Raw genomic sequence first — 24,457 nt, 5'->3', positions numbered from 1 at the left:
AATGATCCTGCTTGCCAATTCCGAGGCCTGGCCCGGCTTCTCCAAGAGCGTCGACCTTCTGAAGGCTGGCCGCCACGGCATCGATGCCATGGTTGCCGGCATCAGCGAGGTCGAGCGCGAGGTCAAGGTCCGTTCGGTCGGCTTCGGCGGCTGGCCGAACATGCTCGGCCGCATGGAGTTCGACGCCGGCGTCATGGACGGCACGACGCGCGAAGTCGGCTCGGTCGGTGCGGTGCCCGACACCATCCCGGTGGCAGCGCTCGCCCATGAGGTGATGAAGAGGCTGCCGCACGTCATGCTGACCGGCGACGGCGCCCGCCGCTTCGCCACCGAGATCGGCTTCGGCGTCGACGAAACGCTCTACGAAGACAGCAAGCGTGTCTGGTGGCAGCGGCTCGAGAAGGAACTGTCGCCGGAGGAGCTGGCGAAGTTCCCGGACATCGCGCTCGCGCCGCTCAGCCGCACCATCACCGACCCCGAACGGGTGCGCGACACCACAGTGTTCCTGTCCAAGGACAGCCTTGGCGGGCTCAATGTCGTGACCTCGACGTCGGGCTGGGCGTGGAAATATCCCGGCCGTCTCGGCGACTCGCCGATCCCAGGCGCCGGCTTCTACGCCGACAGCCGTTTCGGCGCCGCCGCCTGCACCCATACCGGAGAGATGACCATGCGCTGCGGCACCGCGCGCACCATCGTGCTCGCCATGCGCCTCGGTCATTCGCTGGAGCAGGCCATAGCCCTTGCCATCGACGAGCTGCGCGAGCTGAAGGACGGCTTCTTGGCCGGCGTCGTCATCCACGCGCTCGACGCCAAGGGCAACCATATGGTCGTCAGCCTGAATTGCGAAGAGCAGATCAAATACTGGTTCTGGGACACCGATTTGCCCGAACCGGAACATCGCTTCGCCGAACCGTTCACATCCTAACAACCCGAGGGAGAGGGAATATGAAGAACCTGATCACGAAACTCGCCGGCATGGCCCTGGCCGTGGGCCTTGCGGCCACCGGGGCTGCCCAGGCCGGCAAGATCGACGAGATCCGCGAGCGCGGCACCGTGCGCATCGGCGTGTCGCTTGGCGGCGAGCCGATCGGCTTCCGCGACGCCCAGAACAACCCGGTCGGCTATGACGTCGACGTTGCCACCCAGCTCGCCGAGAAGCTCGGCGTGCCGGTCGAATTCGTCGACGTGTCGGGCGATGCCCGCATATCGATGCTGGTGTCGGGCCAGATCGACATCGCCGTTGCCAACACCTCGGCGACGCTCGAGCGCGCCAAATCGGTGGATTTCTCGATCCCTTACAACCGCGCCGGCCTGCGCATCATCGTCCAGAAGGACGCCGGCATCACCTCGCTGGAAGGCCTCGCCGGCAAGAAGATCGTCGTCGGCCGCGGCTCGACCGGCGAGACCTTCATCAAGAAGGCAGCACCTGAGGCCGAGCTCGTTTATACCGACAACTTCTCGCCGGAAGGCGTGCTGCTCCTGCAGCAGAAGCGTGTCGACGCGGCCATCGAGGACTCCTCGCTGCTCGACTATCTCGCCACCAAGAACGAGAACCTGGTGACGCTACCGGGCCTGCACTCCAACGACCCGATCGGCATCGCTGTCGCCAAGGGCGACGAGGGCTTCGTCCGCTGGATCGACATGTTCGTCTCCGACTACATCCAGAGCGGCGCTTATGAGACCAACTACAAGAAGTGGTGGGGCGAAACAGCCAACCCGCCGGCACTGACCCCGCTCTGGTAAGACAGGGCTGAGGCAGCGGGCAGGCGGGAAGCCTGCCCGTTTTGCATTCAGGACGTTGCCCTTGCCACGAAGAAGGTCGGCACCGTCACCTCGGCATGGCCGTTGCCAAACTGCTCCGGCGTCGCCAGGAAGCGCAGGATTTCGCCGACATAGGTCTTCTTGTCATAGCCGATCGACGAGATCGGGTAGGCCTCGAAATCGGTCAGCGACAGATTGTCGAAGCCATAGAGGCGGAAGCGCTCTGGCCTGTTGCCGGGAAAGGCATCGCGGTGGACGTCCATGATGCCCATGGCCATCGCATCCGAGGTGCAGAACACCGCGTCGGTCGTTGGCCATTCGGGCGACAGCGCGACGTGGCGGCCGCTCTGGTAGGAGTAGTCACCGCGCAGTTCGGCAACCAGCCTTATGCCGCGCTTGGCCATCTCGGCCTTGTAGTTGGCGATGCGCTGCTGCTCGACCGGCGAGGACACGCGGCCGGTCACAAGCGCTGCGGTGGCAACGCCCTTGCTGGCGGCGTCGGCGACAGCTCCGGCAATGCCGGTCGCTTCATCGGGTACGACTGAAGGCGACGAGCCGTCATGCATGCCGTTGAGCATCAGAACGTCGTCGCTGCGGAACATCTTGCGTACGCTTTCGGCGTCGGCGAAGTCGGAAAACACCAGTGCGGCATCGACATGATAGGCAACGCCGTTGCGCAGGAACTCCTCGATGCGCTCGACCGAGCCGACGCGCAGGAATATCACCTGCTTGCCGATCGACTGGATGTCGCTGATCAGCAGGTCGAACAGGTCGAGGTCGGAGAAGTCGTGGATGTGGTTGACGATGACGGCAATCAGGTTGACCGTCTTGGTGGTCAGGCTGCGGGCCAGAAGATTGGGCTTGAAGCCGAGCTTGTCTGCTGCTTCAAGCACACGCGCGCGCTTGTCGGCGGAGACGGGACGGCTTTCGCTCGACAGCGCCCGCGAGGCGATCGCGCGCGACACGCCGGCCAGCTCGGCGACATCGGCGATGGTCGGCGAGGTGCGTCGTTTGCGCGAACTGTCCATAAGTGCCTTTGCGAGTTTTGGTCTTGATTTTCGGGCGCCGTGGCCAGACGTCCCGCAGCATTCATCCATCCGGGAACTGATTTCATGCTTACCTGCTTCGACATTGGCGGTTCAACGATAAAAAGCGCCCGGGCGCGCTCGGCCGGCGAAATCGAGATCATCGACCGGGTGAAGACACCGCTCGACGACTTTGCGGCCTTCGCCGCCGTCATTGCCGAACGCGTGGCGCTGGATCGCTGCGCAACACGGGGCGTTGCCATTTCGATCGCCGGCGTCGTCGACCCGGCCTCCGGCAGCCTGAAATGCGCCAACATCCCTTGCGTCGACGGCCGCATCATCGCCGCCGATCTCGAGGCTGAGATCGGCCTGCCGGTGTGGATCGCCAACGATGCCGACTGTTTTGCCATGGCGGAAGCGACAGAAGGGGCAGGGCGCGGCCATCGCAATGTCTTCGGCATCATCCTTGGAACCGGCGTCGGCGGCGGGCTGGTCATCGACGGGCGCTTGGTCACCGGTGCTGGCGGTTACGCCGGCGAATGGGGCCACGGCCAGGCGCTTGCCACAAGGGTCGGCACGCCGCCGGTCGACATCCCGCATTTCGCCTGCGGCTGCGGCCAGGTCGGCTGCGTCGACACCATCGGCGGGGCGCGCGGGGTCGAGAAGCTGCATCATTTCCTGTGCGGTGACGCGCTGTCGAGCACCGAGGTCATCGACCGCTGGCGCGAAGGGGAGCCGAAGGCGCGCCGCACCATGGACATCTATCTCGAGCTCGTCGGCGTTCCGCTGGCGCTGACCATGAACATCATCGGCTCGTCCATCGTTCCCGTAGGTGGCGGCCTGTCCAACGTGCCCGAGCTGATCGAGGCGCTCGACAACCAGGTGCGCAGCCGCACGCTGCGGCGTGCGCAAGGTCGGCTGGTGGTCAAGGCCGCCTTGACCACCGAACCGGGCCTCATCGGCGCCGCAGCCGTCGGTTTCCAGGAGCTCGCCAATGTCTGAGAAAATCCGTCTCGAAGTCTGCGTCGACAGCCCGCAAAGCCTGGCTGCGGCGATTGAAGGCGGTGCCGACCGCATCGAATTGTGCGCGGCGCTCGAAACCGGCGGCCTCACGCCGTCGCCCGGCCTGATGGCGCTTGCCGCCCAGGCGCCGATCCCGGTCTATGCAATGATCCGCACCCGCCCCGGTGCCTTCGTCTTTGACGATGCGGATGTTGTTACCTTGCTGGCCGACATCGACGCGGTGCGTGCCGCCGGGCTGGCGGGTGTCGTGCTCGGCGCCAACAGGCCGGACGGTTCGCTGGACCACGAGTTACTTGCGCGCCTGGCCGGCAAGGCCAAGGGGCTCGGCATGACGCTGCATCGCGCCTTCGACCTTGCCGGGCCTGATTTCAGTGAGGCGGTCGAGCTCGCCGTCGATCTCGGTTTCGAGCGCATCCTGACCTCGGGCGGCGAAACCACGGCATTGAAGGGCCTCGACGCGCTGGCCAGGTGCTTCGATCATGCGCAAGGCCGCATCGTCATCATGCCGGGGTCGGGCGTCAATCTCGATACTGTCGGCGCGATCAAGGCGCGGCTGCCGCTGCGCGAAATCCACTCGTCCTGCTCGGTGGCATCAGACGCGCCCGCGGACAAGGCGCTGGAACTCGGCTTTGTCGCGCCCCGGCCAAAGCACACCGACACAAGCGTCGTGCGCAGGATGAAGGCGGCACTGGCGTAGGATAGGCTTAGGCCTTCTCGCCCAGTTCCTTGGACGAGACCTCGTAGAGCACCTTGTCGGTCTGGGCATCAACACCGACAAGGCTGACCTCATGGCCCCAGAGCCGCTGGATGTAGCGTATCGTCTCGTTGCGCGTTTCCTCGACCAGCGTCGCGCCATTGTGCACGGTGTGCTTGATGCGCAGCTTGCGGTCGCCCTTGAGGTCGGCATCCACTGCCTGGATGTCGGGCTGGGTCATGCCGACATCGTAGCTGTTGGCGAGGCTCGAACGTACGCGTTCGTAACCGCGCTCGTCGTGGATCGCCATCACCTCGTAATAGGGGTCCGACGATTCTTCCTGCAGCGAAAACAGCCGCATGTCGCGGATCAGCGCCGGGCTCAGGAACTGCCGGATGAAGGATTCGTCGCGGTGCGTCGCCCAGGCGTCGAGCAGTGTGCCGCACCAGTCGCCATTGCCGGCGAAGTCGGGGAACCAGTCGCGGTCTTCCGCCGTCGGTTCGGTGCAGATGCGCTGGATGTCGCGCATCATGTTGAAGCCCAGCGTATAGGGATTGAGCCCACCATAGCGCGGGTCGTCGAAATGCGGCTGGAACACGACGTTGGAATGGTTCTGCAGCACCTCCAGCATGGTGCCTTCGCTGATCTGGCCCTTGTCATAGAGGCTGTTCATGATTGTGTAGTGGACAAAGGTGGCGCAGCCCTCGTTCATCACCTTGGTTTGCCGTTGCGGGTAGAAATACTGCGCGATGACCCGGACGATGCGCAGAATCTCGCGTTGCCAAGGCTTGAGCACCGGGCTGTTTTTCTCCAGGAAGTAGAGCAGGTTCTCCTCGGGATACTCGATCGCCGACTGCCGTTCCGACATGTCGGTCTGGACCTCGCGCGGGGCTTCTGCCTCGGCCGCTTGCGGCAGGGTGCGCCACAGGTCGCTGAAGGTGCGCTCTTCGTGCTCCAGCCGCTCTCGAATGCGTGCCCGCTCGCGCTCGACCGACAGGCGCGGACGGCGGCGGTAGCGGAACACTGCCTGCGGCATCAGCGCGTGCGCTGCATCCAGAACGGCCTCGACGGCAGCCGGGCTGTAGCGTTCCTCGCAACGCGCGATGAAGCTCTTGGCAAACTCCATATAAGGGAGGATTGCGCCAGCGTCGGTCCATTGCTGGAACAGGTAATTGTTCTTGAAGAAGTGATTATGGCCGAACGACGCATGCGCGATGACCAGCGTCTGCAGCGCCATGGTGTTTTCTTCCATGAGATAGGTGATGCAGGGATTGGAGTTGATCACCAGCTCATAGGCGAGTCCCATCCGCCCCTTGCGATAGAGGTTGGACTCGTGGACGAAATGTTTGCCGAATGACCAGTGCTGGTACATCAGCGGCATGCCGATCGAAGAATAGGCGTCGAGCATCTGCTCGGACGAGATCACCTCGATCTGGTTGGGGTAGAAGTCGAGGCGAAGCTCGTTGACCGCGATCTCGCGGATCGCGTCATAGGCGCGCGACAGGTCGTCAAAGTTCCAGTCGGAACTGGTGAACAGCAGCGGCAACTGTTTCGAACGTTTTTCCAACTTGCATCCTCATCCGCGTTTGGCCGCGGCTGGCGCCTTGGCGAACAACTCGTGAAAGACGGGATAGATGTCGGACGGCTTGGCAATGCGTGTCATCTCGAAGTTCGGCCATTCGGCGCTGACTTCGCGGTAGGCATTCCACAATGACGTGCCGTTGTCGGCGTGGCGGAACATCTCGCTTTCGCGCTCGTCGATGATCTCGACATAGGCGTAGTACTGGCAGAGCCGCATCAGCGTGCTGTCGAGCATCGACACGCATTTTTCTGAATCGTTGGGGATGTTGTCGCCGTCGGATGCCTGGGCGGCGTAGATGTTCCACTCCTTGGCCGGATAGCGCTCACGGATGACGCGCAGCATCTCGTCAAGTGCGGTGGAAACGACGGTGCCGCCGCTCTGCGTGCTGTAGAAGAAGGTGTCTTCGTCGACCTCGGAAGCTTCGTGGGTGTGGCGGATGAAGACGATGTCGGTCTTGGCGTAACGCCGCTTGAGAAACAGGTGCAGCAAGACAAAGAAGCGCTTGGCGAGGTCCTTCTCGCGCTCGCCCATCGAGCCGGAGACGTCCATCAGGCAGAACATGACGGCATTGGCATTGGGCACCGGCTGCGGCTCGAACCGGTTGAAGCGGATGTCGATGGGGTCGATGTAGGGGATCAGCTTTCGCCGCCGCGCGAGTGTTGCAAGCTCCTCGCGCAAGGCCGCGATGCGTTGCAGAATGGCGGCGCTTGGCCGCCTCTCACCCTCCAGCTTGGCGAGCTCCGCCGCGACCGCGTCGATCTCGGCCTGCCGCGGCCGCCGCAGCGCGATGCGCCGGCCGAAGCTGTTGAACATGGTGCGCCCGACACTGATGCTCGTCGGGTTGCCGCTCATCGTGAAACCTGCCCGGCGCGGCCGGAATGTCACCACTTCCTTGAGGTTGAGCTTGACCAGGTCGGGCAGTTCGAGGTCCTCGAAAAACAGGTCGAGCACTTCCTCACGCGACAGCACGAAATTGAAATCGTCCTCGCCGTCTCCCGAAGACGACGGGTCCGAACCCTTGCCGCCGCCGGCGGCCGGGCGCGGAATGCGGTCGCCGGTACCGAAGGACTTGTTGCCAGGAAGGACCTCCTCCCGGCGGCCCGAATGCGGTGCGCGTTGGAATGTCGGCTCGCCTATCCCCTTGCGCGGGATCGGGATGACCTGGTCTTCCCCCACCGCGTCGATCTTTCCGGATCTGACTCGGTCGTTGATCGCCCGTTTCAACTCGTCCCGGGCGCGTTTCAGAAAACGCTGCCTGTTGCCAAGGCTCTTGTCCTTGGGATTGAGGCGCCGATCGATGAAGTTCGGCATTTCGGTCCCCGCTCGCTCCCGGTCAGCCTGCCTTGTTGACCCGCATGTACCAATCGACGAGACGCCTGACCTGGCGCTGCGTGTAGCCGCGCTCGGTCATGCGCTCGACGAATTCGGCATGCTGCTTCTCGGTGGTGCTGTCGCGCTTGGCACCGAAGCTGATCACGGGCAAAAGGTCCTCGACCTGGCCGAACATCCGCTTCTCGATCACCTCGCGCAGCTTCTCATAGCTCGTCCAGGACGGGTTACGACCATTGTTCTTGGCGCGTGCCCTGAGCGTGAACTTCACCACCTCGTTGCGGAAGTCCTTGGGGTTGGCGATTCCGGCTGGCTTCTCGATCTGCGACAGCTCGGAATCGAGGATGCCGCGGTTGAGGATCTGTCCGGTATCGGGGTCCTTATAGTCCTGGTCCTCGATCCAGGCGTCGGCATAGGCGATGTAGCGGTCGAACAGGTTCTGGCCGTACTCGCTGTAGGATTCGAGATAGGCCTTCTGGATCTCGTGGCCGATGAACTCGGCATAGCGGCTGGCGATCTCCGACTTGATGAAATCGAGATAGGAGGATTCGATCTCGCCGGGGAACTGCTCGCGCTTGATTGCCTGTTCGAGCACATACATCAGATGCACTGGGTCGGCGGCGATCTCCTTGGTGTCGTAGTTGAACGTCTCCGACAGCACCTTGAAGGCAAAGCGCGTGCTGACGCCGTTCATGCCTTCGTCGACACCGGCGGCATCGCGATACTCCTGCATCGACTTGGCCTTCGGGTCGACGTCCTTCAGGTTCTCGCCGTCATAGACGCGCATCTTGGTGTAGAGCGGTGAGTTCTCGTGTTCGGAGAGCCGCGTCGACACGGTGAAGCGGCTCAATATGTCGAGCACCTCCGGCGCGCATGGGTTGCTCACCAGCTCGCTCTCGCGCAGCAGCTTCTCGTAGATCTGGCGCTCTTCAGTGACACGCAGGCAGTAGGGCACCTTGACCACCAGTATGCGGTCGAGGAACGCCTCGTTGTTCCTGTTGCTCTTGAACTGCAGCCATTCGGACTCGTTGGAATGCGCCAGCACGATGCCCTGGTAGGGGAAGGCGCCGAAGCTCTCGGTGCCGTTGTAGTTGCCCTCCTGTGTCGCGGTCAGCAGCGGGTGCAGGACCTTGATCGGCGCCTTGAACATCTCGACGAATTCGAGAAGCCCCTGCGTCGTCCGGTTGAGGCCGCCGCTATAGGAGTAGGCGTCGGGGTCGGCCTGGCTGAAATTCTCCAGCTTGCGGATGTCGACCTTGCCGACGAGCGCCGACACGTCCTGGTTGTTCTCGTCGCCGGGCTCGGTCTTGGCGATGCAGATCTGGCGCAACCGCGACGGCATCAGCTTGACGACGGAAAATTTCGAAACGTCGCCGCCGATTTCTTCGAGCCGCTTGGCGGCCCATGGCGAAATCAGACCGGTTAGCCGGCGCCGGGCGATGCCATACTTGTCTTCCAGAAGGCCGGCCATGCGTTCGGGATGGAACAGGCCGAGAGGTGATTCGAATATCGGGCTGAGCTGGCCGTTGACCTTGAGCGTGTAGATCGGCCGCTCCTCCATCAGCTTCTTCAGCCGCTCCGCGAGCGACGACTTGCCGCCGCCGACGGGGCCGAGCAGATAGAGGATCTGTTTGCGTTCCTCGAGCCCTTGCGCGGCGTAACGGAAGTAGCCGACGATGCGCTCGATCGTGTCTTCCATACCGTAGAATTCGGCAAACGCCGGATAAACCTTGATAGTTCGGTTCGCAAAGATACGGCCCATGCGCGGGTCGGCACTGGTGTCGATCAGCGTTGGCGCGCCAATTGCGTCGACCATTCGTTCGGCTGCCGTGGCGTACATGGCAGGCTGGTCGCGGCAGGCGAGCAGATATTGCTGGAGGCTCATCTCCTCGGTCGTCTGACTGCTGTAGATTTCCGAGAAGAGGTTGAAGACGTCGTTTTCACGTGTTTGCATGGCACCCTCACAATGCCGAAGACGGTGGCAGTGTAACACCACTTCGACCTTTTGCCTTCCTCTCAACTTCCCTGAACAGGCAAAGTTCCGCACAGAATGTCGTGATTGAAGATTTAGTTTGCACGCGTCGAATTGTGGCACGGCACGGGCTTCGATCTGCCTCGGCCGTGGCCTGATTCCACGGGCACTCGGTCAGGTTTTCGTCTCAACTTTCGGCTGCACGCGACGCAGCCTCTCGAACACACGGTCGCTCGGCAAGACAAGTTTCGGGTCGGCGACCGCGACGATTTTTCCGGCTCAAAAGGCCCCCCCACTCATGGCCAAGTACTCGACGCTCCGGCCAGCATCCGGCTATGAACGTTGACCGCAGTCGCGGAACGTTTTTGCAGGGAAGGATCGCCGTCATGAAGGCACGCATCAAATGGGTTGAGGATCGCACCTTCGTCGGTCAGTCGGGCAGCGGGCACAAGATCGTGCTCGGGACCTCCAAGGAACCGGGTGGCGAGACGCCTGGTCCGAGCCCGATGGAGCTGATGCTGATCGGCGCCGGCGGCTGCTCGGCCTATGACGTCGTCCACATCCTGGAAAAGGGCCGCGAGGCGATCGAGGACTGCTCCGTCGAGCTCGATGCCGACCGCGCCGACACCGACCCCAAAGTGTTCACCCGCATCCACATGCATTTCGTCGTCAAGGGCCGTGGCCTGGCGCCGGCCAAGGTCGAGCGCGCGGTCAACCTGTCGATCGAGAAATACTGCTCGGCTTCGGCGATGCTCGCCAAGTCCGCCGTCATCACCCATGACTTCGAGGTCGTCGACACCTCCGCGCCGGCCAGCGCCGACTGACCCGCGCCGACTGGGCGTGGCCGTCGCTGCCGCGTTCTGTCCAGAATTGATATCGAGCAAATGCGCGATTTCAGGGCAATTGCGCATTTCCGAAAACCCTGCGAAACTGCCTCGGCAGATGAAGAGGCGTGACGCATGAGTTCCCGGAGCGAAAACCCAAGGCTCGACGAGGCAGCCCGCGCCGGCTGGCTCTATTATGTCGCCGGCAACACCCAGGACCAGATCGCAACCAAGCTCGGCGTCTCGCGCCAGACCGCGCAACGGCTGGTGTCGCTCGCCATGTCGGAAGGCCTGATCAAGGTTCGGGTCGACCATCCGATCGCCAACTGCCTCGATCTTGCCGCCAAGCTTCGCTCGCGCTTCGCGCTCGACCTCGTCGAGGTCACCCCAAGCGATCCTGATTCGTCGTCGACGACGATCGGCATCGCCCAGGCCGCCGCCGCTGAAATTGAAAAGTGGCTGCGTTCGCCCGAGCCGATCGTGATGGCGATCGGCACCGGCCGCACGCTGAAGGCTGCGATCGAGCAACTGCCGCCGATGGAGTGTCCGCAGCACAAGGTGGTGTCTTTGACCGGCAACATCTCGCCGGACGGTTCGGCCGCCTTCTACAACGTCATCTTTACCATGGCCGACACCATCAAGGCGCGCAGCTTTCCCATGCCTTTGCCGGCGATCGCCTCGTCTTCCGACGAGCGTCGCATGCTGCATGGCCAGCCACTTATCCAGCCGACGCTGGCGCTCGCCGCCCAGGCCGACGTCACCTTCGTCGGCGTCGGCGACATGGGCCCACAGGCGCCGCTCTATGAAGACGGCTTCATCACCGAGGCCGAGCTCAAGGCGCTGCAGAAGGCCGGCGCCGTCGGCGAGATCGTCGGTTGGGCCTTCGACCGCGACGGCAAGCTGATCGAAGGTATCACAAACGATCGCGTCGCCTCTGCACCGCTGCCGTCGCGCGAGCGCTCGCTGGTGGTGGCGCTGGCCATGGGCGAGCGCAAGCTGCCAGGCATCCTCGCCGCCGTCACCCGCCGCCTCGTCAACGGGCTGATCACCGACGAGCGCACCGCGGCGGCATTGCTCGCCGGCTAGCACCGTCCTTTTCCGAATTGCCCGGTGCCGCGCTTCAGTGCGCCGTCGTACGCCATTTCCCGGCATTCTTTCCCGCGCGTCGCCCGCCGGACTAGCGGTTGCACTGTCATGTCCAGATTCTCGCTTGACATAAATCACGTCAGATGAATAATTGCCCACAGCCAAGGCAAATGCTCACTTTGGCTTTTGGGAGGAATTCGATGAAACTGAACACGCTCTTCCTGGGCCTGTGCGGAGCGAGCGCGCTTGCGTTTGCCGCTCATGCCGAGACCATCACCATCGCCACTGTCAACAATGGCGACATGGTCCGCATGCAGAAGCTGACGGACGACTTCACCGCCAAAAATCCCGACATCCAGCTCGAATGGGTCACGCTCGAAGAGAACGTGCTGCGCGAGCGCGTCACCACCGACATCGCCACCAAGGGCGGCCAGTATGATGTGATGACCATCGGCACCTACGAGGTTCCGATCTGGGCCAAGCAGCAGTGGCTCTTGCCGCTCGACAACCTTGGTGCCGACTACGACGCCGCAGACATCATCCCGGCCATCGCCGGTGGCCTTTCGGCTGATGGCAAGCTCTACGCCGCACCCTTCTATGGCGAGAGCTCGTTCGTCATGTACCGCAAGGATCTGATGGAGAAGGCAGGGCTGACCATGCCCGACGCGCCGACCTGGGATTTCATCGCCGACGCGGCGCGCAAGATGACCGACCGCGCCGCCGACATCAACGGCATCTGCCTGCGCGGCAAGGCTGGCTGGGGCGAGAACATGGCCTTCCTGACCGCCATGTCCAACTCGTTCGGCGCGCGCTGGTTCGATGAGAAATGGCAGCCGCAGTTCGATCAGCCCGAATGGAAGAAAACACTGCAGTTCTATGTCGACCTGATGAAGGACGCCGGCCCGTCCGGTGCCTCCTCCAACGGCTTCAACGAGAACCTGGCGCTGTTCCAGCAGGGCAAGTGCGGCATGTGGATCGATGCCACCGTCGCTGCCTCCTTCGTCTCCAATCCGAAGGATTCGACGGTCGCCGACAAGGTCGGCTATGCGCTTGCTCCCGACACCGGTCTCGGCAAGCGCGGCAACTGGCTGTGGGCATGGTCGCTCGGCATTCCGGCCGGCACGCAAAAGGCCGAGGCGGCGCAGAAGTTCGTCTCATGGGCGACCGGCAAGGGCTATCTCGACCTCGTCGCCTCGAAGGAAGGTTGGGCCAACGTTCCGCCCGGCACGCGCACCTCGCTCTACAACAACCCCGAGTACCAGAAGGCCGCGCCCTTCGCCAAGATGACGCTCGACTCGATCAACTCGGCCGATCCGACCAAGCCCACCGTCAAGCCGGTGCCTTATGTCGGCGTCCAGTTCGTCGCCATTCCCGAGTTCCAGGGGCTGGGCACGACCGTCGGCCAGCTGTTCTCGGCGGCACTGGCCGGCCAGTCGAGCGTCGATGACGCGCTTGCCGGTGCACAGACCGCAGCGGTCCGTGAGATGACCCGCGCCGGTTACATCAAATAGGCAGATCCTCCCTGCCTGGCCGTCCGGTCTCCCAGTCCGGACGGCCCCTTTCGGTGACCTGAAACCTCATCTGTCCGAACCGGGGTGATCGCCATGGCTACTCGACAGACCAGTTCGCTGGCGCGCCTGATGATGGCGCCTTCGGTGATCCTCCTTTTCATCTGGATGATCGTGCCGCTGGCGATGACCCTGTGGTTCTCGTTCCAGAACTACAATCTGCTCAATCCGGCCAATGTCAGCTTTGCCGGCCTGTTCAACTACAAGTTCTTCTACACCGATCCGGCCTTCTTCCTATCGATCTGGAACACGCTGGTGCTGGTGGTCGGGGTGTTGTTGATCACCGTCGTTGGCGGCATCGCGCTGGCGCTTTTGCTCGACCAGCCGATGTTCGGCCAGGGCATCGTCCGCATCCTTGTGATCTCGCCTTTCTTCGTCATGCCGCCGGTGGCCGCACTGGTGTGGAAGAACATGATCATGCATCCGGGCTATGGCGTGTTCGCCGACATCGCCAAGTTCTTCGGCGCCCAGCCGGTCGACTGGTTCGCGCAGTACCCACTGTTTTCGATCATCATCATCGTCGCCTGGCAATGGCTGCCATTCGCGACGCTGATCCTGTTGACGGCGCTGCAATCGCTCGACGTCGAGCAGAAGGAAGCCGCCGAGATGGACGGCGCAGGCTTCGTCAGCCGCTTCATCTATCTGACGATCCCGCACATCTCGCGCGCCATAACGGTCGTCATCCTGATCCAGACGATCTTCCTGCTCGGCGTCTATGCCGAGATTCTTGTCACCACCAATGGCGGCCCGGGCTACGCCTCAACCAACCTGCCATTCCTGATCTACCGCACGGCACTGCTCGGCTACGACGTCGGCGGCGCTTCGGCCGGCGGCATCATCGCAGTCATCCTTGCCAACATCGTCGCCTTCTTCCTGATGCGCGCCGTCGGCAAGAACCTGGACAAGTGAGGAGGAGACGATGGCACGCGCAGTTTCGACACGCCGCAAGATCGGCTTCACCGTTGCAGCCTGGGTGGTCGCCCTGCTGATCTTCTTCCCGATCCTCTACACCATCATCACCAGCTTCAAGTCGGAGACCGAGGCGATCGCCGGCTTCAGCCTGGTGCCTTCGGGCACGCTGGAGAGCTACGCCGAGGTTCAGGCGCAGAGCAACTATTTCAAGTTCTTCCTGAACTCGGTGGTCATCGCTGTCGGCTCGACGATCCTGGCGTTGCTGATCGCCATTCCGGCCGCCTGGTCGATGGCGTTTTCGCCGACCAAGCGGACCAAGGACATCCTGATGTGGATGCTCTCCACCAAGATGATGCCGGCTGTCGCCGTACTGGTGCCGATCTACCTGATTTTCCGCGACGCCAACCTGCTCGACACCCGCATCGGGCTGACGGTCATGCTGATGCTGATCAACCTGCCGATCGTGGTGTGGATGCTCTACACCTACTTCCGCGAAATCCCCGGCGAGATTCTTGAAGCCGCACGCATGGATGGCGCCACCCTGTGGGGCGAAATCGTCCATGTGCTGACGCCGATGGCGGTACCCGGCATCGCCTCGACCATGCTGCTCAACATCATCCTGGCGTGGAACGAGGCATTCTGGACGATCCGCCTGACAACCACCAACGCAGCACCGCTGACCGCCTTCATCGCTTCGTTCTCCAGTCCACAGGGGCTGTTCTGGGCGAAACTGTCGGCGGCATCGACGCTGGCCATCGCACCGATCCTGATCATGGGCTGGTTCTCCCAGCGCCAGCTCGTCCGCGGCCTGACATTCGGCGCCGTGAAGTAGTCGACCCCGCGGGAGGAAACCATGGGAAACATCACCCTCAAGAAAGTGTCGAAGTCATTCGGCGCAACGACAATCATCCCGGAGATCGATCTCCAGATCGAGGACGGCGAATTCGTCGTCTTCGTCGGGCCATCGGGCTGCGGCAAGTCGACCTTGCTCCGGCTGATCGCAGGATTGGAGGACACGTCAGGCGGCAGCATCAGCATCGATGGGCGCGACGTTACCGGCGAGGCGCCGGCCAAGCGCCGGCTGGCGATGGTGTTCCAGTCCTACGCGCTCTATCCGCATATGACTGTCTACAAGAACATCGCCTTCCCGCTGAAAATGGCGGGCGAGGACGCAGCCGTCATCGACAAGAAGGTCAAGGACGCGGCGCGTGTGCTGAACCTGACCAACTATCTCGAGCGCCGTCCCGGCCAGCTCTCGGGCGGCCAGCGCCAGCGCGTCGCCATCGGCCGCGCCATCGTGCGCCAACCCTCGGCCTTCCTGTTCGACGAGCCGCTGTCCAACCTCGACGCCGCGTTGCGCGGCACGATGCGGCTGGAGATCAGCGAGCTGCACCACCAGCTCAAGACGACGATGATCTACGTCACCCACGACCAGGTCGAGGCGATGACCATGGCCGACAAGATCGTGGTGCTGAACGCCGGCAACATCGAGCAGGTCGGCTCGCCGATGGAACTCTACAAGACGCCGAAGAACCTGTTCGTCGCCGGCTTCATCGGTTCGCCCAAGATGAACCTGATCAACGGCACCGCCGCCGCTAAGCATGGCGCGACGACGATCGGCGTGCGACCCGAGCATCTGGGCATCTCGACCACATCAGGCGAGTGGAAGGCGACAGTCGGCGTCGCCGAACATCTCGGCTCCGACACCTTCCTGCATGTCCAGGCAGGCGACGTCGGCACGCTCACGGTACGGGCCGATGGCGAGCTTGGCGTGCGCCATGGCGAAACTGTCTACCTGACACCGAGCCCGAACAAGATCCACCGTTTCGGCGCCGACGGGAGGGCCATGTGAGCGGTCGTCTCGAGGGCAAGTCGGCGCTCATCACAGGGGCCGCGCGCGGTATCGGCAGGGTGTTTGCCGAGGCCTACATCCGCGAGGGGGCTAGGGTCGCCATTGGCGACATCAATCTCGACGCGGCGATGAAGACGGCAGCCGAAATCGGCCCGTCGGCCTATGCCGTCAGCCTTGACGTCACCAACCAGAGCTCGATCGAGGCGGCGATCAAGGTCGTCGAGCAGAAGACCGGCGGGCTCGACATACTGGTCAACAATGCCGCCCTGTTCGACCTCGCGCCGATCGTCGAGATTTCCAGAGCGAGCTATGACCGGCTGTTTTCGGTCAATGTCGCCGGCACCTTGTTCACCTTGCAGGCCGCCGCCCGCGCGATGATCGCGCGCGGCAAGGGCGGAAGGATCATCAACATGGCGAGCCAGGCCGGGCGTCGTGGCGAAGCGCTCGTCGCCGTCTACTGCGCCACCAAGGCGGCCGTCATCAGCCTGACCCAGTCGGCGGGGCTCGACCTGATCAAGCATGGCATCAACGTCAACGCCATCGCCCCCGGCGTGGTCGAGGGCGAGCACTGGGAGCATGTCGACGAGCTGTTCGCCCGCTACGAGAACCGACCCCGCGGCGAGAAGAAGCGCCTCGTCGGCGAGGCCGTTCCCTTCGGCCGCATGGGCACCGCCGAAGACCTCGTCGGCATGGCGATCTTCCTCGCCGGAGCCGAGAGCCAATATGTCGTCGCCCAGACCTACAACGTCGATGGCGGCAACTGGATGAGTTGAAATGTCCTTCTCCCCTGGGGAGAGGGTGGCCGAGTGGAGCGAGGTCGGATGGGGGTGTTCCAGTGTGACGCTCCGCCCAGCAACCCTCATCCGTCTCGGCGCTGCGCGCCGATCCACCTTTTCCCGCAAGGGGAGAAGGTGTCGCGAAAGTCGGCGCCTAAACAGGAAAGCGTCGAACCATGACCGTGAAGCTCTCCCTCGCCACGCTGCCGGATTTGCCTGCCAAGGTCGCGCGCCCGACTTACGACCGCGCCGCGCTGAAGGCCGGTATCGTCCATTTCGGCGTCGGCAACTTCCATCGCTCGCACCAGGCGATCTATCTCGACGAGCTGTTCAACACCGGCCTCGGTCATGACTGGGCGATCGTCGGCGCAGGCGTGTTCGAAGGCGAGAAGGTCGGACACGCGAAACTCGCCGGACAGGACTGGCTGACTTCAGTCGTCGAGCAGGACAGCGGCCATATGAGCGCCCGCGTCACCTCCGTCATGGTCGATTTCCTGACCCCTGGCGATGCTGCGGCCATCATCGAACGGCTCGCCGACCCGGCGATCCGCATCGTTTCGCTGACCATCACCGAGGGCGGCTATTTCATCGATCCGGCGTCCGGCATCTTCAATCCGACGCACCCCGACATCGTTGCCGATGCCCAGAATATTGCCGCGCCCCGGACCGTCTTCGGCATCATCCTTGCCGGCCTCCGGCGTCGTCGCCAGGATGGCATCGTGCCTTTCACAGTGATGTCCTGCGACAACATTCCCCACAATGGCCGCGTCACAGCCGATGCGGTGATCGGCCTGGCGCGGCTCGCGGACGAAACCTTCGCCGACTGGGTCCGCGACAACGTGGCTTTCCCGAACTCCATGGTCGACCGCATTACGCCCGCCACAACCGACCGCGAGCGCGGCATTCTCGCCAGCGACTTCGGCGTCGAGGACAATTGGCCGGTGTTCTGCGAGCCGTTCAAGCAATGGGTGATGGAAGACCATTTCACTGACGGCCGTCCGGCGCTGGAAAAGGTCGGCGTCCAGTTCGTCCATGACGTCGCTCCGTTCGAGCTGATGAAGATTCGCATCCTCAATGGCGGCCACGCCACGATCGCCTATCCCGCCGGGTTGATGGACATTCATTTCGTCCACGAGGCGATGGAAAATCCACAGGTGCGCGCCTTCCTGGCCAAGCTGGAGCGCGAGGAGATCATGCCCACGGTGCCGCCGGTACCCGGCGTGGTGCTGGAGGAGTATTGCCAGCTCATCGAGCGCCGGTTTTCCAATCCCAAGATCGGCGACACCGTCCGCCGCCTCTGTCTCGACGGTTCTAACCGGCAGCCGAAATTCATCATCCCAACCATATCGGATCGCCTGAAGGCGGGCGCTGGCATATCGGGGCTGGCGCTCGAATCGGCACTCTGGTGCCGCTATTGCTTCGGGGTGACCGATTCCGGTGCCATCATCGAACCCAATGACCCGAGCTGGGATCGCCTGCAGCAGACAGCACAGGCAGCAAAGAATGCGCCGTCGGCCTGGCTTGCGATGGAAGACATCTATGGCGATGTCGGCCGGTCGGCGATCTTCGTTGAAGCTTTCGGCGACAGCCTCGGCATGCTCTGGCAACTGGGCACCAAGGAGACGTTGATGCGGTATCTCGGCGGTCGTCTCTGAGCCAAATCCAGGCCGCCGCTGACAGCTGGAATTGGCCATGGTGCGCATATAGACTACGCGTCATGATGTTGCTCCGTGCATCCTTTCATCGGCTGAAACCGCCACCGGCATGCCCTGGTCATGGCACCTCAATCGCGCCGTTCGGGGCGTCGTCGTTCTGATGGCGGCCTATCTGTGTGCGGTCGATGTCGGTACCGGCAGCGCGCGCTCCGGCATTTTCGATGGCTCAGGCAAGCTGCTCGGACGCGCCGAACATTCGATCGCCATGAACCGCTCGGCATCGGGTCATTGCGAACATGATTCCGAGCAAATCTGGTCGGCTGTCTGTCAGGCAGTACGCGGTGCCCGCAAGGCTGCCAGCGTCGACCCAGCCGAAATCGTCGGCATCAGCTTTGACGCGACATGCTCGACGGTGTTCCGCGGCAAGGCAGGCGAACAGGTCGGCGTTTCGAAAAGTGGGGAACAGCGTTGGGACACCATCGTCTGGCTCGACCATCGCGCCCTGGCCGAAGCCGACGAATGTACCGTCACCCGCCACGACGTGCTCGGTTATGCCGGCGGGGTGATGTCGCCCGAAATGGCGACGCCCAAGCTGATGTGGGTCAAGCGCCACCTGCCACAAAGCTGGGCGCGAACCGGCCAGCTTTTCGATCTCGCCGATTTCCTAAGCCACAAGGCCTCAGGCTCGCTCGCCCGCTCGCAATGCACGCTGACTGCCAAATGGACCTATCTGGCCCATGAGCGCGAGGCCTGGCGCCACGATTTCTTCGCTGCCGTCGGCCTCGCCGACATCTTCGAGCATGCCGCTCTGCCCGAGCGCGCCAGCCCGGTCGGAGCCGACCTTGGCCCGCTCACCCAGACGGCTGCCGAAACGCTTGGGCTGACCACCGCCTGCCGTGTCGGCGCCGGCATGATCGATGCCTTTGCCGGCGCCATCGGCGTCATCGGCGGGCTGTCCGGCATCGAACGCCACCTCGCGCTGATCGCCGGCACGTCGAGCTGCGTCATGGCGATGTCGCCCGAGCCGCGCGCTTTTGCCGGTGTCTGGGGGCCGTATTTCGGCGCGGCTCTGCCCGGCCTGTGGCTGAGCGAGGGTGGCCAGTCGGCGACCGGTGCACTGCTTGACCATGTCATCCGCTGGCACGGCGCTGGCGGCGAACCCGACGCAGCCCTGCACCGGCGCATCACCGAACGCATCATGGAGCTGCGGGCGGTCGAGGGCCTCGACCTCGCTGGTCGCCTTCATGTACTGCCCGACTTCCACGGCAACCGCTCGCCGCTCGCCGACCCGCATGCACTCGGCGTGATCAGCGGGCTGACGCTCGATGCCTCCTTCGACAGCCTGTGCCGGCTCTACTGGCGCACGGCTGTCGCCATCGCGCTCGGGCTTCGCCATGTGCTCGACGCGCTCAATGCCAATGGCTACGGCATCGACACGCTGCACGTTACCGGCGGCCACACCCGCAATCCTGTGCTGATGGAGCTATACGCCGACGCCACCGGCTGCACCGTCGTCGAGCCTCTGGGCGGCGATGCCGTGCTGCTGGGAACGGCGATGGCCGCTGCTGCAGCCGCCGGCCTCTATCCGAGCCTCACCGACGCTTGCAGGGCGATGCGCCAGGAAGGCCGCGCGCGGCAGCCGAACCCCTCGGCACGGCAACGCTTCGACCGGGATTACCGCGTGTTCCTGGAAATGCACCGCCAGCGCAAGGCGCTTGATGACATCGCCTGAAGCGCTCCCCATATCCCGTGTTCATTCAGACGGGGGGATCGGTGGAGGCAAATCGCGAAACGGACAGGGACCAAGCTCGGAGCGCCGAGGCACTGATCATCGTCGACGTCCAGAGCGCGTTTGTGTCTGGCGCCGAGGCGGTACCGGGTCACGTGAGGCTTCTGGCTGCGGTGACGACGCTGCTCGAGAGGGCGCGTGCGTCTGATGTACCCGTCATCTTCATCCAGAACGACGGTCCGACAGGTGCCGTCGATGAGCCGCATACACCGGGTTGGCAGCTGCATTTCATGCCTTTGTCAGGCGAACATGTCGTGCGCAAGCAGGTCGACGATGGCTTCGATGGCACCGGTCTGAACGACCTTCTGGCGGCCGCTGGCGTCGAAACCATCGCCTTCTGCGGCATGCTTTCGGAGATGTGCCTGGCGGCGACGGCGCGAACCGCGATGTCGATCGGATACGGCGTGATCCTGCCACATGACGGCCACGCCACCTACGACGTGCCGCCCGGCCCAGGCGGTTCCGAAGGCGTTCCGGCGCAGCTCGCGGCACGGGCCGCGGAATGGTCGCTTGGCGATGAGATTGTCATTGTTCCGTCGGCTGCGGATGTCGGATTTTCCGAACGAACGGCGTGAATAGGCGTCATCCAAAAAGTATCTGAAAATAAACTCTTGAAATGCGCTTTTGAAACGATGGCCTGGCATTAAATATGCCATTCAATTGAATTTTGCCCCGGGAATCCTTATTTAAGCGAAGAATGATTTTTATCTCCTCCGCCACGAAGAAGATTTCAAAAATTGGGTGAAGATATGGACAGTTTTCTGGATAAAGCTCAGTTGCGTTCGATAGAGGCGCAGAAGAAGACGGCAGAGCGCAACAGCGCCATGGCCGAGTATCAGTCCGAAGCCAAGGCGCGGGCCGCCAAGACTGCGAAACTGCGCGAGTTGCGCCTTGCCCGGGAAGAGGCCGACCGAGCGGCCGAGGCTCTCAATCCCGAGCCTAAGAAAAAGCGTGCCGTACGCGCCGCGAAGTAGGCACCGAACCAGGCATCGTTGGTCGACGCCTCGGGGTTGACCCCGGTGAGGCGGCGGCCAATAGGGATCGTGCCCCTTGTTATCTCCACTCGGTATCCCTATATGGGGTCCATCGGCATTCCGCCGGGAGCGAAACGCTCATCGAGATACGATGTCGGGTTTTGCCGCGGGATGCTGCATTTGCCCTGATTGACAGCTGGCCGACCACGAATGTACCGGCGGCATGCAAGTCTCAGGAGCCAGAGGGAAGCGGGCCTATGCCCGCTTTTTTCTTTTCTGGACAGCTTTTGCCAAAACCAGCTCCTGCCGCATCAGCCCGCCGGTCTGGCGTCGGCTTGCGGTTGCAGCCGGAACAGCGCCCGGGCAATTCCCTCGACCTTGCCCGGGTCGAGCTCCGCCGTGTCGTTGGGCAGCAGCGTCGTCACCTTGTCGATGCCGAGATCCTTCAGCTGGATCGGCGTGCCGTGGCCGAATTCGAGATGGCCGCAGCCGATGATGCCGATCACCAGAGGCGGAGTGTTGGTTGCCTGCGCCCTGGCGATGTTGCAGGCAAAGGCCCGATCCCATGTCTGCTGCGCCCTGACGAAACGGTCGAATTCCGGCGCTTGCGGCGAGGTCACCTTGCGCGCCGGCGAGCCGCCGCCGGTGATGTCGAACAGATATTGCCGGTAGGCCGGCGTCGCGTTTGCCGAGGGCGTAAGCCCGTCGCGCTCGTCGACAGGGATGGCATCCCAACCTTCCTTTCCGACCCGCGTCACCAGTTCGCGGTAGCAGTTGAGTGCCAGCATCGGCACGCCGAACTCACGGCAGAAATGGAAGATCGGCAGATAGAGCTCGGCCGGGAACCCCCAGACCTTGCCCCATTCGGCGGCCTTGAGGAATTCGTCGCGCTCCATGTCGCCGGCGACCCACTGGTCGAGCACCGGCTGCAACCGGTGCGGAAACATCTCGAAGCCGATGGCGATGTCGTTGCGCAACGTCCGCATCGCCGAGCAGACATGCAGCTGCCAGCGATGGATGTCGTAGCGGTCGTGCGTTTCGCCGAGCAGCAGCACGTTGCTCTGTGCAACCTCCCGCATCAACGTGGGATGGTCGAGCAGCGCGCCGCTGTCGGGGTCGAGCCAACTGGCGACAGGGTGGTTCCATTTGGTCATGACGGTCACCCGAAGCTCGCCGGCGCACCAGTGACGGTGAGCCCCGTCTCGGCGCCGTCAGCGGTGAGGGCTACGAAACGCAACTGGTCGATACCGTCCTCGCGCCGCCAGCCGCCGACCGAGCCGCCTTTGAGATGGAGATGGAAGTCCGGCTGCATGACGTTCACGTAGCCCATGACGGGCTTGACCGCCGGCATGTCGCCTTCCCAGGCCTGCCAGAAGGACGGACGGCTGAACTCGATCTTGACGCGGCCACCGCGGCGCTCGGCAGCCGCGAACGGCTCGAGGCCTGCATCCTCGGCGTCGAGTTCCTTGCGCTCGTCCAGGCTGCTGCTGCGCCGCTCTTCGATAGCAAGCTCGGTGCCTTGCGGGAAGGCCGCAAGCACGGCGTCGAAAGGGTCGAGCCCCTCGAAGCCGGTGACGTTGGCGATGCTCTCGCCGTCGGCGCCACGCAGTTCGATACGCGGATAGGATTTCTCACGCATCACCGACGTGCGGTCGACGATGACGGTGGCGATCGCCGCCAGCTCGATGCGGGAGTCGTGCTCGGCACCTTCGCATACAAGCCAGCCATCCTCCATCCGGACCTTCTCTACCGAGCCGATGCGCTCATGGGTGGCGCCCAGCCGTTCCGAATTGATCATCACCCGGCCGATGGCCGGCAGCCGCGCAAGCAGGGCGGCGGGTGCGACGTCGAGGCGTTCGCGTTTGTGGGGCGTGCGGGCGGTCATGGGCATTTCCTATGCGAATTGCAGTGCTGGATTTTCGTTCGCCGCTTCGGCTTTCGGCTCGAGATCGATGACACGAATGGTCCCCAGCGCCTTCGGGCTGCGGTGCGCGACGATAACGAATGTCGTGGCCGGCAACTCTTTCTTGAGCACGGAAAACAGTTCGGCCTCGGCCGTCTCGTCGAGCGCGCTGGTGGCTTCGTCGAGGAACAGCCAGTCCGGCTTCAGCACAAGCGCGCGAGCCAGCGCCAAGCGCTGCAGTTCGCCGCCAGAGAGGCCAGACAACACCAGCGGATGGCCTTCCCAGGCATCTTCGAGCCGCAGCATGTCGCTGTCGCCGAAGCCGACGGCTTCGATAGCCTGTCGCAATTCCTGTCGCGTGAAGGCCTCGGCTGGCGCGGGGTAGGCGACCGCTTCGAAGACGTCGCCTTGCGGGAAATGGGCCTTCTGCGACAGGAACAGCTTGCTTGCCGAAGGCATCTCGATGCGGCCATCGCCATGATCCCAGCCGCCGGCCATCGCCTTGAGCAGAGTGGTCTTGCCGAGCCCCGACTGCCCGCGCAGCCACACTGTTTCGCCGGCGCCGATATCGAGGCGCGGTAGCGGCAGCAGCTTGCGCCCCTCCGGTGTCCGCAGCGTAAGCTTGTGCACATGCAGTCCGCCGGACGACGCCTCTTGGACGATGCCCGAAGCACGGCCGCGCACCGCCTCGGTTGCGGCGAGGAAGCCATCGAGACGGGAAGACGCGGCGACGAGGTTCGACAGCGGCTTGTAGGAGAAGATGAACCAGGACAGCGTGGTGACGACGTTGGAAAACGCCATGGCGATCTGCATCAGGCCGCCAAGCGCGATGCTGCCGGCGAGAAAGCCGGGCAGGGCAACGAACAGCGGGATGCGCAGCACCGTGTGCGAATAGGGAAAGGTGAAGCAGCCGAGCAGGAATTCGCGGCCCGCCATCTTGCGCCAGTTCTGCGCGATGCCGTCGAAGCGGCGGTCGAGCCCGGTGCGCTCGACGTTCTCGCCACCCATCAGCGCGATCTCGTCGGCCGACTGGCGAATGCGCGCCATGGCGAAGCGGAAATCGCCTTCGCGCTTCTGCTGCGTGTAGAACAGCGATTTCAGCGGCCGGCCGAGCAGATGCGTCAGCCCGCTCGACAAGGCGACATAGATGAACGCCGCCCAGACCATGTAGCGTGGGATCGAGATGTCGAAACCGAACAGCGAGAAGCTGAGCGGGAAGGTCGACAGCCCCCACAGCAGCGCGAGAAAGGAGAAGATGCCAACGATCTTGGTAATCAGTTCAATGCCTTCGTCGAGGATACCCTTGACGAACAGGCCGCAATCGTCGGCGATGCGCTGGTCGGGATTGTCGACGTCGCGCGGGCAGTCGCCCTGGGTCAGCCGCCAATAGGCGCGATCGGCGAACCACGAGCCGAGTGCTGCCTCGGTCAGCGACTTGCGCCACCTGATGTGCAACATTTTCTGCAGGTAATCTGCCGTCAGTGAGCGCACCGAATTGGCCGCGACGATGCCGGCAAAAATCCAGATCTGCCAGACCGCCGCCTTGGCGTCGACCTTTTCCAGCGCACCGTAGAATTCCGAGGTCCAGCTCACCAGCCTGATGGTGAAATAAATGCCGGCAAGTTGCAGCGCGATGACCGCGGCGAGATAGACGAGGCTCGTCTTGCCACCCTTGCCGGCAATGCAGAGCTTGAGCAGGCGAACGAACTGCCTGAGGACGTTGGTCACCGCG

General features: G+C 63.4%; 22 protein-coding genes. 15 read left to right on the top strand and 7 right to left on the bottom strand.

What is annotated here, in order from left to right; translation table 11 throughout:
* Nucleotide 1 precedes the first annotated feature (1 nt).
* A complete protein-coding gene (locus SLT36_RS01010; RefSeq protein WP_432285383.1) occupies nucleotides 2–925 on the top strand; it encodes an isoaspartyl peptidase/L-asparaginase in 924 nt (307 codons plus the stop codon).
* Nucleotides 926–945: 20 nt separating this feature from the next.
* On the top strand, nucleotides 946–1,743 hold the full coding sequence (locus SLT36_RS01005; protein WP_154384579.1) for a transporter substrate-binding domain-containing protein: 798 nt from the start codon (nucleotides 946–948) through the stop codon (nucleotides 1,741–1,743).
* A 47-nt stretch (nucleotides 1,744–1,790) separates the two neighbouring features.
* Here the strand turns inward: SLT36_RS01005 and SLT36_RS01000 are convergent, their stop codons facing one another.
* Complete coding sequence (locus SLT36_RS01000) at nucleotides 1,791–2,789, bottom strand: LacI family DNA-binding transcriptional regulator (RefSeq protein ID WP_067954807.1); 999 nt, start codon at nucleotides 2,787–2,789, stop codon at nucleotides 1,791–1,793.
* Between the two features lie 84 nt (nucleotides 2,790–2,873).
* Here SLT36_RS01000 and SLT36_RS00995 point away from each other — a divergent pair, with 84 nt between their 5' ends.
* Both SLT36_RS00995 and SLT36_RS00990 read left to right on the top strand, forming a co-directional pair.
* Nucleotides 2,874–3,788 (top strand): ROK family protein, encoded by a 915-nt coding sequence (locus SLT36_RS00995; protein WP_432285382.1) that lies wholly within the window; start codon nucleotides 2,874–2,876, stop codon nucleotides 3,786–3,788.
* A complete protein-coding gene (locus SLT36_RS00990) occupies nucleotides 3,781–4,506 on the top strand; it encodes a copper homeostasis protein CutC (RefSeq protein WP_432285381.1) in 726 nt (241 codons plus the stop codon). Before SLT36_RS00995 ends, SLT36_RS00990 begins: the two co-directional genes overlap by 8 nt.
* A gap of 7 nt (nucleotides 4,507–4,513) precedes the next feature.
* Here the strand turns inward: SLT36_RS00990 and SLT36_RS00985 are convergent, their stop codons facing one another.
* The 3 genes from SLT36_RS00985 to SLT36_RS00975 are packed head-to-tail and all read right to left on the bottom strand — an operon-like array spanning nucleotide 4,514 to nucleotide 9,368.
* The gene (locus tag SLT36_RS00985) at nucleotides 4,514–6,070 is read right to left on the bottom strand and encodes a SpoVR family protein (protein ID WP_067954801.1); all 1,557 of its coding nucleotides are present in this window, start codon (nucleotides 6,068–6,070) and stop codon (nucleotides 4,514–4,516) included.
* Nucleotides 6,071–6,079: 9 nt separating this feature from the next.
* The gene (locus tag SLT36_RS00980; protein WP_432285379.1) at nucleotides 6,080–7,396 is read right to left on the bottom strand and encodes a YeaH/YhbH family protein; all 1,317 of its coding nucleotides are present in this window, start codon (nucleotides 7,394–7,396) and stop codon (nucleotides 6,080–6,082) included.
* 22 nt (nucleotides 7,397–7,418) lie between these two features.
* Entirely contained in the window at nucleotides 7,419–9,368 is a 1,950-nt protein-coding gene (locus SLT36_RS00975) for a PrkA family serine protein kinase (RefSeq protein WP_432285378.1), read from the bottom strand.
* Nucleotides 9,369–9,772: 404 nt separating this feature from the next.
* On the opposite strand from SLT36_RS00975, the gene SLT36_RS00970 reads away from it, so the two are divergent.
* The 11 genes from SLT36_RS00970 (at nucleotide 9,773) to SLT36_RS00920 (ending at nucleotide 20,822) form a co-directional block, all read left to right on the top strand.
* Nucleotides 9,773–10,210, top strand: coding sequence for an OsmC family protein (locus SLT36_RS00970; protein ID WP_067965774.1), 438 nt, complete (start codon nucleotides 9,773–9,775; stop codon nucleotides 10,208–10,210).
* A 135-nt stretch (nucleotides 10,211–10,345) separates the two neighbouring features.
* A complete protein-coding gene (locus SLT36_RS00965; RefSeq protein ID WP_067954795.1) occupies nucleotides 10,346–11,296 on the top strand; it encodes a sugar-binding transcriptional regulator in 951 nt (316 codons plus the stop codon).
* Nucleotides 11,297–11,496: 200 nt separating this feature from the next.
* Nucleotides 11,497–12,807 (top strand): ABC transporter substrate-binding protein, encoded by a 1,311-nt coding sequence (locus SLT36_RS00960; RefSeq protein WP_154384584.1) that lies wholly within the window; start codon nucleotides 11,497–11,499, stop codon nucleotides 12,805–12,807.
* Nucleotides 12,808–12,900: 93 nt separating this feature from the next.
* Nucleotides 12,901–13,773, top strand: coding sequence for a carbohydrate ABC transporter permease (locus tag SLT36_RS00955; protein ID WP_432285377.1), 873 nt, complete (start codon nucleotides 12,901–12,903; stop codon nucleotides 13,771–13,773).
* 10 nt (nucleotides 13,774–13,783) lie between these two features.
* Nucleotides 13,784–14,608, top strand: a complete 825-nt coding sequence (locus SLT36_RS00950) for a carbohydrate ABC transporter permease (protein ID WP_154384586.1) — start codon at nucleotides 13,784–13,786, stop codon at nucleotides 14,606–14,608.
* Nucleotides 14,609–14,629: 21 nt separating this feature from the next.
* Nucleotides 14,630–15,628 (top strand): ABC transporter ATP-binding protein, encoded by a 999-nt coding sequence (locus SLT36_RS00945; RefSeq protein WP_154384587.1) that lies wholly within the window; start codon nucleotides 14,630–14,632, stop codon nucleotides 15,626–15,628.
* Nucleotides 15,625–16,401 (top strand): L-iditol 2-dehydrogenase, encoded by a 777-nt coding sequence (locus SLT36_RS00940; RefSeq protein WP_432285376.1) that lies wholly within the window; start codon nucleotides 15,625–15,627, stop codon nucleotides 16,399–16,401. Before SLT36_RS00945 ends, SLT36_RS00940 begins: the two co-directional genes overlap by 4 nt.
* A 179-nt stretch (nucleotides 16,402–16,580) precedes the next feature.
* Complete coding sequence (locus SLT36_RS00935) at nucleotides 16,581–18,059, top strand: mannitol dehydrogenase family protein (RefSeq protein ID WP_432285374.1); 1,479 nt, start codon at nucleotides 16,581–16,583, stop codon at nucleotides 18,057–18,059.
* 160 nt (nucleotides 18,060–18,219) lie between these two features.
* The gene (locus SLT36_RS00930) at nucleotides 18,220–19,791 is read left to right on the top strand and encodes an FGGY-family carbohydrate kinase (protein WP_432288207.1); all 1,572 of its coding nucleotides are present in this window, start codon (nucleotides 18,220–18,222) and stop codon (nucleotides 19,789–19,791) included.
* A 41-nt stretch (nucleotides 19,792–19,832) separates the two neighbouring features.
* Nucleotides 19,833–20,423, top strand: a complete 591-nt coding sequence (locus SLT36_RS00925) for an isochorismatase family protein (protein ID WP_432285373.1) — start codon at nucleotides 19,833–19,835, stop codon at nucleotides 20,421–20,423.
* Nucleotides 20,424–20,597: 174 nt separating this feature from the next.
* Entirely contained in the window at nucleotides 20,598–20,822 is a 225-nt protein-coding gene (locus tag SLT36_RS00920; protein WP_432285372.1) for a hypothetical protein, read from the top strand.
* Nucleotides 20,823–21,133: 311 nt separating this feature from the next.
* Here SLT36_RS00920 and SLT36_RS00915 read toward each other — a convergent pair whose 3' ends face one another.
* The 3 genes from SLT36_RS00915 to SLT36_RS00905 are packed head-to-tail and all read right to left on the bottom strand — an operon-like array spanning nucleotide 21,134 to nucleotide 24,453.
* On the bottom strand, nucleotides 21,134–21,976 hold the full coding sequence (locus tag SLT36_RS00915; RefSeq protein WP_432285371.1) for a ChaN family lipoprotein: 843 nt from the start codon (nucleotides 21,974–21,976) through the stop codon (nucleotides 21,134–21,136).
* Nucleotides 21,977–21,981: 5 nt separating this feature from the next.
* A complete protein-coding gene (locus SLT36_RS00910) occupies nucleotides 21,982–22,707 on the bottom strand; it encodes a hypothetical protein (protein ID WP_432285370.1) in 726 nt (241 codons plus the stop codon).
* Between the two features lie 9 nt (nucleotides 22,708–22,716).
* On the bottom strand, nucleotides 22,717–24,453 hold the full coding sequence (locus SLT36_RS00905; RefSeq protein ID WP_432285369.1) for an ABC transporter ATP-binding protein/permease: 1,737 nt from the start codon (nucleotides 24,451–24,453) through the stop codon (nucleotides 22,717–22,719).
* Nucleotides 24,454–24,457 lie beyond the last annotated feature (4 nt).

Origin of the sequence: Aminobacter sp. BA135 (genome assembly GCF_050859125.1) — a bacterium.
Classification (GTDB): domain Bacteria; phylum Pseudomonadota; class Alphaproteobacteria; order Rhizobiales; family Rhizobiaceae; genus Aminobacter; species Aminobacter ciceronei.
This window is presented reverse-complemented; position numbering and strand designations above follow the sequence as displayed.